The 1074-nt window shown below is 72.3% G+C and carries 1 protein-coding gene and 1 pseudogene; both read right to left on the bottom strand.

Annotated features, from left to right (window positions below; genetic code table 11):
• Positions 1 to 597 (bottom strand): phosphatase PAP2 family protein (locus tag ACYVE7_RS34500; RefSeq protein ID WP_460370830.1); only part of this gene is annotated, 597 nt, incomplete at its 3' end.
• 60 nt (positions 598 to 657) lie between these two features.
• Positions 658 to 1074: pseudogene (locus ACYVE7_RS34495) on the bottom strand (rRNA cytosine-C5-methyltransferase); the annotation flags it as partial.

The following is a 1074-nucleotide window of genomic DNA, read 5'->3' as shown; positions in this document are numbered from 1 at the left end:
CGCGGCCAGCCGGACGGCCTCCGCCCACTGCGCCGGGACGCTCCAGTCGCGCAGCCCGCGCGCCGCGGCCCAGATCGCGAGGAACAGCAGCAGCGGCACGGCCAGCGAGAGCGCGAACTGGACGGCCAGCGGACGCTCCCGCCACCACGCCGTCACCGGAACCTCCAACGCCCAGCATCCGGCCAGCAGCATCACGCCGATCCCCCAGCCGACCAGCACCTGGGTGAGCGAGTGGACGTTGAGGATCACCCGGGACAGGCCGATCGCCACCATCAGGAAGACCGCGCCGACCCAGGCGAGACGTCCGCCCGCGGCCCTGGCCACGGTCCCCCACATGATCACGGAGTTCTGGGCGTGGCCCGACGGCATCCCGAACGAGGCGATCGGCTCGGACGTCCGCACGCTCAGGTCGGTCCAGTAGGGGCGCGGCTGGTGGAACAGCAGCTTGACGGCCTCGTTGAGCGCGCCGCTGAACATCAGCAGCACCGCCAGCCTGCCTCCCCACGCCGGGCTCACACACCAGTAGACGATCAGGACAAGCGGCGCGTAGATCACCGCGCTGCCCACCAGGGTCACCAGTTGCGCCAGACCGTCCACGTCACCCCCCGATGCGTTGGAACTCCGCTCTCCGTCTTCATCCTCCCCTCAGGGAGGGGATCAAACGCGCCGGAGGAGGGCGAGGAACATCGCGTCGGTGCCGTGGCGGTGCGGCCAGAACTGGGCGTAGGGGCCCGTGCCGAGGCCCGACAGGGTGGGCGCGATCTTGGTGAGGATGTCGACGGAGTCGAGGCGCTGGACGTCGGTGCGCCCGGCCAGGACGTCGTCGACGACCATGCCGGTCTCCGCGAGATGCGGCGAGCAGGTGACGTAGGCGACGACACCGCCGGGGCGGACCGAGTCGAGGGCCGTGGCCAGCAGGGAGCGCTGGAGCGGTCCGAGCTCGGCGATGGTCTGCGGGGTGCGGCGCCAGCGGGACTCGGGCCGGCGGCGGAGCGCGCCGAGACCACTGCACGGCGCGTCGACCAGCACCCGGTCGAACGTGCCTGGCCGCCAGGCGGGGCGTGTGCCGTCGAC

This window comes from Actinocorallia lasiicapitis (genome assembly GCF_054778695.1).
The sequence above is the reverse complement of the archived record's forward strand: the minus strand, read 5'-3'. Positions and strand labels throughout refer to the sequence as shown.